7 protein-coding genes and 1 pseudogene are annotated in these 5,799 nt (G+C 63.9%); 4 read left to right on the plus strand and 4 right to left on the minus strand.

What is annotated here, in order from left to right; genetic code table 11:
- Positions 1-35 precede the first annotated feature (35 nt).
- The 3 genes and pseudogenes from L979_RS07630 to L979_RS14595 form a co-directional block, all read left to right on the plus strand.
- Entirely contained in the window at positions 36-215 is a 180-nt protein-coding gene (locus L979_RS07630) for a MarR family transcriptional regulator (protein WP_156125484.1), read from the plus strand.
- Positions 212-418 (plus strand): hypothetical protein, encoded by a 207-nt coding sequence (locus L979_RS14590; RefSeq protein ID WP_052209660.1) that lies wholly within the window; start codon positions 212-214, stop codon positions 416-418. The genes L979_RS07630 and L979_RS14590 overlap by 4 nt, the downstream gene beginning before the upstream one ends.
- Before the next feature lie 30 nt (positions 419-448).
- Positions 449-982, plus strand: a pseudogene (locus L979_RS14595) (sugar-binding domain-containing protein); the annotation flags it as partial.
- Here L979_RS14595 and L979_RS07640 read toward each other — a convergent pair.
- The 4 genes from L979_RS07640 to pdxS form a co-directional block, all read right to left on the minus strand.
- Entirely contained in the window at positions 903-1,913 is a 1,011-nt protein-coding gene (locus tag L979_RS07640) for an FGGY-family carbohydrate kinase (protein ID WP_197052102.1), read from the minus strand. The pseudogene L979_RS14595 and the gene L979_RS07640 sit on opposite strands and share 80 nt — an antisense overlap.
- 6 nt (positions 1,914-1,919) lie before the next feature.
- Complete coding sequence (locus tag L979_RS16280; RefSeq protein WP_197052103.1) at positions 1,920-2,420, minus strand: FGGY family carbohydrate kinase; 501 nt, start codon at positions 2,418-2,420, stop codon at positions 1,920-1,922.
- A gap of 134 nt (positions 2,421-2,554) precedes the next feature.
- Positions 2,555-3,133: a pyridoxal 5'-phosphate synthase glutaminase subunit PdxT gene (gene pdxT, locus L979_RS07645; RefSeq protein WP_047691170.1), complete on the minus strand. Its 579-nt coding sequence runs from the start codon at positions 3,131-3,133 to the stop codon at positions 2,555-2,557.
- A gap of 88 nt (positions 3,134-3,221) precedes the next feature.
- A complete protein-coding gene (gene pdxS, locus L979_RS07650) occupies positions 3,222-4,139 on the minus strand; it encodes a pyridoxal 5'-phosphate synthase lyase subunit PdxS (protein ID WP_047691172.1) in 918 nt (305 codons plus the stop codon).
- 96 nt (positions 4,140-4,235) lie between these two features.
- Here pdxS and L979_RS07655 point away from each other — a divergent pair, with 96 nt between their 5' ends.
- Positions 4,236-5,738, plus strand: a complete 1,503-nt coding sequence (locus L979_RS07655; protein WP_052209662.1) for a PLP-dependent aminotransferase family protein — start codon at positions 4,236-4,238, stop codon at positions 5,736-5,738.
- The last annotated feature ends 61 nt before the right edge of the window (positions 5,739-5,799 follow it).

Raw genomic sequence — 5,799 nt, forward strand, 5'->3', positions numbered from 1 at the left:
ACCGGCGGGTTCAGACCCCAACTACACCCTGGATCATGATGAGCCACCAAACCCAGGCGCAGATCGCCACCCGCCTGGGGGTTTCCCGCCCCACGGTCAGCCGCCTTCTGGAAGAGGCCAGGGAGGCGGGGCTGGTCTCACCACCACAATCACGCCGCCAGATGCCTTGCACCTGGCAGGCCCGGGCCGGGAACTTGCAACAGCCCTGGGCGTGAGCAGCGTGGAGATCGCTGCGGGTTCACAAACCCAGTCCCTGGGAACGGGTCTCCTGCCGGCCACCAACAAGGTGTTCAATCAGCTGTCCCTGCATGCCGGGGACGTGGTGGTGGTGGCCTCCGGGCGCACCGTGTATGAACTCAGCCTGCAGGCACTTCCCCCGATGCCAGGGGTGATCCTGGTCCCGTCAGTCGGCGGATAAGCTGATCCGGAGCCCTGGTTCCAGACCAATGAACTCGTCCGCGCCATCGCTTCCAAGACCGGGGGCCGCCCCACGTTCATCTTTGCCGAAGCCATGCCGTCCGCAGCCATTTTCGCAGCCATGAAGTCGGACCCGGGATTTCAGCGAATCCAGGAAATGTGGGAAAGCGCCTCCGCTGCCCTGGTCGGTATCGGCGCGCCGCCGCGCATCCGCAACGCCATAACCACTGGCGTGCCCTTAGAGGATCCGTCCCTGAGGACAGCGGCCGGGGACGTCTCCCTACATTTCTTCGATCACGACGGCGCCATCCTTGACTATCCGGGTACGGAACGAATGGTCCGTATTCCGTTGGAAACCTTGCACCGCATTCCAAACCGGATTGCTGTTGCCGCCGGTGTGGACAAAACCCCCAGCATCATCGCAGCCGCCAAACAATCATTGTTCCATTATCTGATCACGGACGAACCGACGGCCCGCGCCCTTGTCACGGCTTTGGGACTGACAGACGATCAGTCTCCCCATCACTCTCTGCCTGACGTTGCCGCTGCGCAGACCGGTGCATGATCTCGCGGTTGAGAGAATACAGTTCAGTGAAGTCCGCAGAGAGTTCTTCATACACCTGACGGTTTTTCTCCTGTGGCTCAACCATGCGCTCGATGGCCGTCCACGGTGTGGTGTCCACGTCATGGACCGCCTGAGCAACCATCAGGGCATCTCCGTACGCCGCCCCAATGGTTTGCTCAGGAACCTCTTGAGTCCTGCCGGTGAGGTCGCTGACCAGTTGCACCCACAATTCTGAAGTGGTACTACCACCAACAGCTACCAGTCGCCCGGGGCGTTCAGCGCCATCTTCAAGTAGCTCGAGAATTTGCCGGACACCGCAGGCGATTCCTTCATAGGTGGCTCGGAACAACTCCGGGGCACCGTGCGCCAGCGTGAGTCCCGTAATGGTCCCTCTGGCATCTGCATCAAAAATAGGTGTCCGTTCACCAGCAAAGTAGGGCAAAACGATCAGACCTCGGGATCCCGGGGGTACGTCTGCTGCCGAATCTGCAAGAGCACTGAAATCCGGATTCCCCCACAGACGCCGCCACCATGTGGTCAGGCTTCCCGATGTTGCAGTACCTGCCGCTAGGCACCGGGATCCAGGTGCCACTCCTGCGGTGGACCACAATTGTGCATGTGACGACGGCGCCTTCAAGTTGTGAACAACAAAGAATGTGGACCCGTATTGCAGCATGGTGTCACCCGGGTTCCGCACGCCGGCACCCCATACCTCGGCCCAGGCATCCACCGGTCCCGCGCACACGGGAATGCCGACCGGAAGTCCGGTGGTTTCAGAGGCTTGGGGGGTGACTGTACCAATTGGGTCGGCCGGCCAGGCCAAGCGCGGTGGCTGAAGATGCCCAGCGATTCGTGAATACCAATCCGGCACCCAATCGGCGCTGTCCAGGTCATAGAGAGGATCAGACTGGCTGGCGGTGTGGTGGTCCATGGTGTATTAACCGGTCAGCTTGGCCACTATGAAGCTATGGGCGCTGAACCAGTGACTGGCCTTGGCAGAATTCTCGGGTTCGTGCTCCTGAACCCAACGCATTTTGGGCCCGACTGATTGACTGGACAATGCGTTGCCGCAGGTTTGAACGATGTTGTCAGCGCCGAGTTCCTGTGTCAGGTTGGCAATCTGTTCCTGGGCTCGGGTGTCCACCCCGTAAAGGATCGCAGGACGCACGGGAGTGAACTGTTCATCCGTCAGCACCAGACACGGCCCCATACCGCTGACACACACCCCGGCCGGCGACTCATCTCCGAGGCCCTGCATGAGGTCGGCACAGATCTCCCTGACTTCAGCCCACCACTGTGTGTCTGCCTCGAATTCAGCCCACCCCGTCCGAGGGGTCGACATCAGATGCTCCACAACCTTTTTGCGTTGGATGCGGCCCTGCGAATCCACCAATACGCCTTTGGTGCTGCCCGTGCCGATGTCGATCCCCAGGTACATGTGGCCCTCCGTTGCGATCCCACCTGCTCAATTGCTACGAACCCTACCGGTAGCCATGGTGTGCTGCCTCACCATGACCTGAATCCACGCTGACTAGATCCCCGCTGCGCACAGGGCTCTCCTGCCGGGCAGGCTCAGAGCCGGTTCAGGAACTCACGGTGGAAGGTCACATCCCCGGTGAGTTCCGGGTGGAAGGACAGTGCCACCGCTTGATCCGTGGCCACACCAACAGTCGGCCCGTCACCTGCGACATCCGTGCCCCTACGTGCCACGACTGCAACACCGTCCCCCGCGGAGACCACCGCCGGCGCGCGAATGAAGGCGGCATTCACGGGGCCCAAGGTGGTCTCCAGCATCTCCGTGGCCGAGTCCGCTTGAGGCCCAAAAGCGTTGCGCTGCACGGAGATGGGCACCACAGCCAGGGACTGCTGCCCGGGAGCCGGGTCCACGATCTGCTCCGCCAGCAGGATCATCCCCGCGCACGTGCCCAACACGGGCAGGCCCTCCGCCAGCATCTCCACCAGCGGGTCACGCAGCTGGAATCGCCGCAGCAACCGGTCCACCGTGGAGGACTCACCACCGGGTAGCACCAGCCCGTCCAACGACGACGCCGTCAGCGCACCTTCCGTGCGCACCGGCACCACCCGAGCCCCCAAGGTCTCCAGCATGGCGGCATGTTCCGCCACGCCACCCTGCAAAGCAAGAATTCCCACCGTGGGACGGGCAACCCCGCCGCTGACCCCGCGGACCGGTGAGGTTGCGGCGCGGACCGGTGCGGCGGCGTCGTGCTCCGGCAGGCGGTCACCAGCCGCGTTCGGCCAGCCGATGCGGGGCGGGCAGGTCTGCCACGTTGATGCCCACCATGGCTTCGCCCAGACCGCGGGACGCCTTGGCAATGGCTGCGGGGTCGTCGTACTGGGCCGTGGCGGCAACAATGGCCTCCGCGCGCTGGGCGGGGTTGCCGGACTTGAAGATCCCGGAACCCACGAACACGCCATCGGCTCCCAACTGCATCATCATGGCGGCATCGGCCGGGGTGGCAACACCACCAGCGGTGAACAGCACCACGGGCAGCTTCCCGGTTTCGGCCACCTCCCGGACAATGTCGTACGGGGCCTGCAGTTGCTTGGCGGCCACGAACAGTTCATCCGGGTTGGCGCGGAACGTGGCCTGCAGCTCGGCAATCTGCTTGCGGATGGTGCGGATGTGCTTGGTGGCCTCGGAGACGTCCCCGGTGCCGGCCTCGCCCTTGGAGCGGATCATGGCCGCACCCTCCGCCAGACGGCGCAGCGCCTCCCCCAGGTTGGTGGCCCCGCACACGAAAGGCACGGTGAAAGAGTGTTTGTCGATGTGGTTGACGTAATCGGCGGGGCTGAGCACCTCTGACTCGTCGATGTAGTCCACGCCCAGTTCCTGAAGGACCTGCGCCTCCACAAAGTGCCCGATCCGCGCCTTGGCCATCACGGGAATGGAGACGGACTCGATGATCTGGTCAATCAGATCCGGGTCAGACATCCGCGCCACCCCGCCCTGAGCACGGATGTCAGCGGGCACCCGTTCCAGTGCCATCACGGCGACCGCACCCGCATCCTCCGCGATCCGTGCCTGCTCGGCGGTGACGACGTCCATGATCACCCCGCCCTTGAGCATCTCGGCAAGGCCTCGCTTGACCAGGGGTGAGCCGGTGGTGGACGTGGGTGCAGCGCTGGTTTCGGTCATGGAAGCCATCCTCACGGAACTTCTGGTCCATCACAAGATCCAGTTCCCACCACCTTGACTGGACCAGTTGGGGTGAAAACCTGAACAATTCACACCATGACCCCGCGTGCCACCATCGATCTCACCCTGGTGCTGGACAGATCCGACCCCAGGCCCCTGCCCGTACAGGTGGCTGACGGCATCCGCGAACAGATCACCCGATTCATGCTCACCCCCGGTGATGCCCTGCCTTCGACGCGGGTCCTGGCCAACCAGTTGAAGATTTCGCGCGGAACCGCAGTTGCTGCTTATGACCAGTTGTTGGCTGAGGGATATTTGCTGGCCTCCCAAGGCAAACCCACCACGGTGCACCCACAGTTGGACCGCATTCACCCCGTGACGTTGGATCAACAGCCCATCAGGCAACCAGACCCACGCCACGCAGTCGCGGCTCATGCCTCAGGCACACGCCCGACCCGCCCTGCCGATCAAGGCCCACCCACCGAACTGGTGGACCTTCGCCCCGGTCAACCAGACGCAGCCCAGGTTGCGGGAACCGCTTGGCGCTCGGCGTGGCGCCATGCCGCACAACAACCCACCGGTGCACCCGAGCAGCCGTTGGGATCGAGCGATCTGCGCAACGCAGTGGCGGAACACCTACGGCTGATGCGAGCTCTTCCCGTACCGAGCTCACACATTGCCGTCACCGCCGGGGCTCGTGAGGGCCTGACCCTCCTACTGGCCGCAGCAGCGGCACGCAACAACCGGACCCAGCTACGTATCGGCCTTGAATCCCCAGGACACCCCGGGTTACGCCAGGTCCCCACCGCGCACGGGCACACAGTGGTCCCGTGCACAGTGGATTCGCACGGCTTGAGAGTGGACCTGCTGCCCACGGGACGGGACGCCCCGGACGTCCTGATCGTGACCCCCAGTCACCAGTACCCATTGGGTGGGTCTTTGACGCTGGATCGTCGCCTGGCTTTGTTGGAGTGGGCCCAACGCTGGGACGTGTTGATTGTGGAGGACGATTTCGATTCGGAGCTGCGCTACGTGGGCACCCCCCTGCCCACGCTCTCTGACCTTGACACCTCCCGCGAGCAAGTGGCGCTCCTGGGCACGTTCTCCACACTGCTCACACCGTCCTTGGCCACCGGATACCTGGTGCTGCCGCTGAACCTGGTGGGGGACGTCACCCGTCTACGCGCCACATTGGGGCTGCCCGTTGCTGCCACCACTCAGTACGCCTTGGCGCACTTGTTGGATTCCGGTTACGTCCGCCGCCACACCCAGCGCATGCGCGCGACCTACGGTCGCCGTCGGGCTGCAGTCCAACAAGCCTTCAAACAAGCGGATCACGCCCACCTGACCCCCATGCACGGCGGTATTGATGCGGTCATTGACACCGATCTTCCGGAGGACACCGTGGTGCACCGCTGCCAGGAAGCCGGTCTGCGAGTGGGCCGTCAGTCCAGCTACTGGGCCTGGGGTACCCGGGGCAAACCAGCCTCACCTCTGGCAACCACCACGGGGCAAGGAATCGTGGTGGGCTTCGCCCAAGCCGGCGACGACGCCCTCCGGGATCTCTTGCCCCGCCTTGTCCAGGCCTGCGGAGGGTGAGTGCCACCGATACCCCCGTCCGGGCTGGCTGAGCGCGGATGGAGCAGGGCAGCCACAAGCC

Source organism: Kocuria sp. ZOR0020, assembly GCF_000800955.1.
In the GTDB taxonomy this organism is placed as follows: Bacteria; Actinomycetota; Actinomycetes; order Actinomycetales; family Micrococcaceae; genus Kocuria; species Kocuria subflava.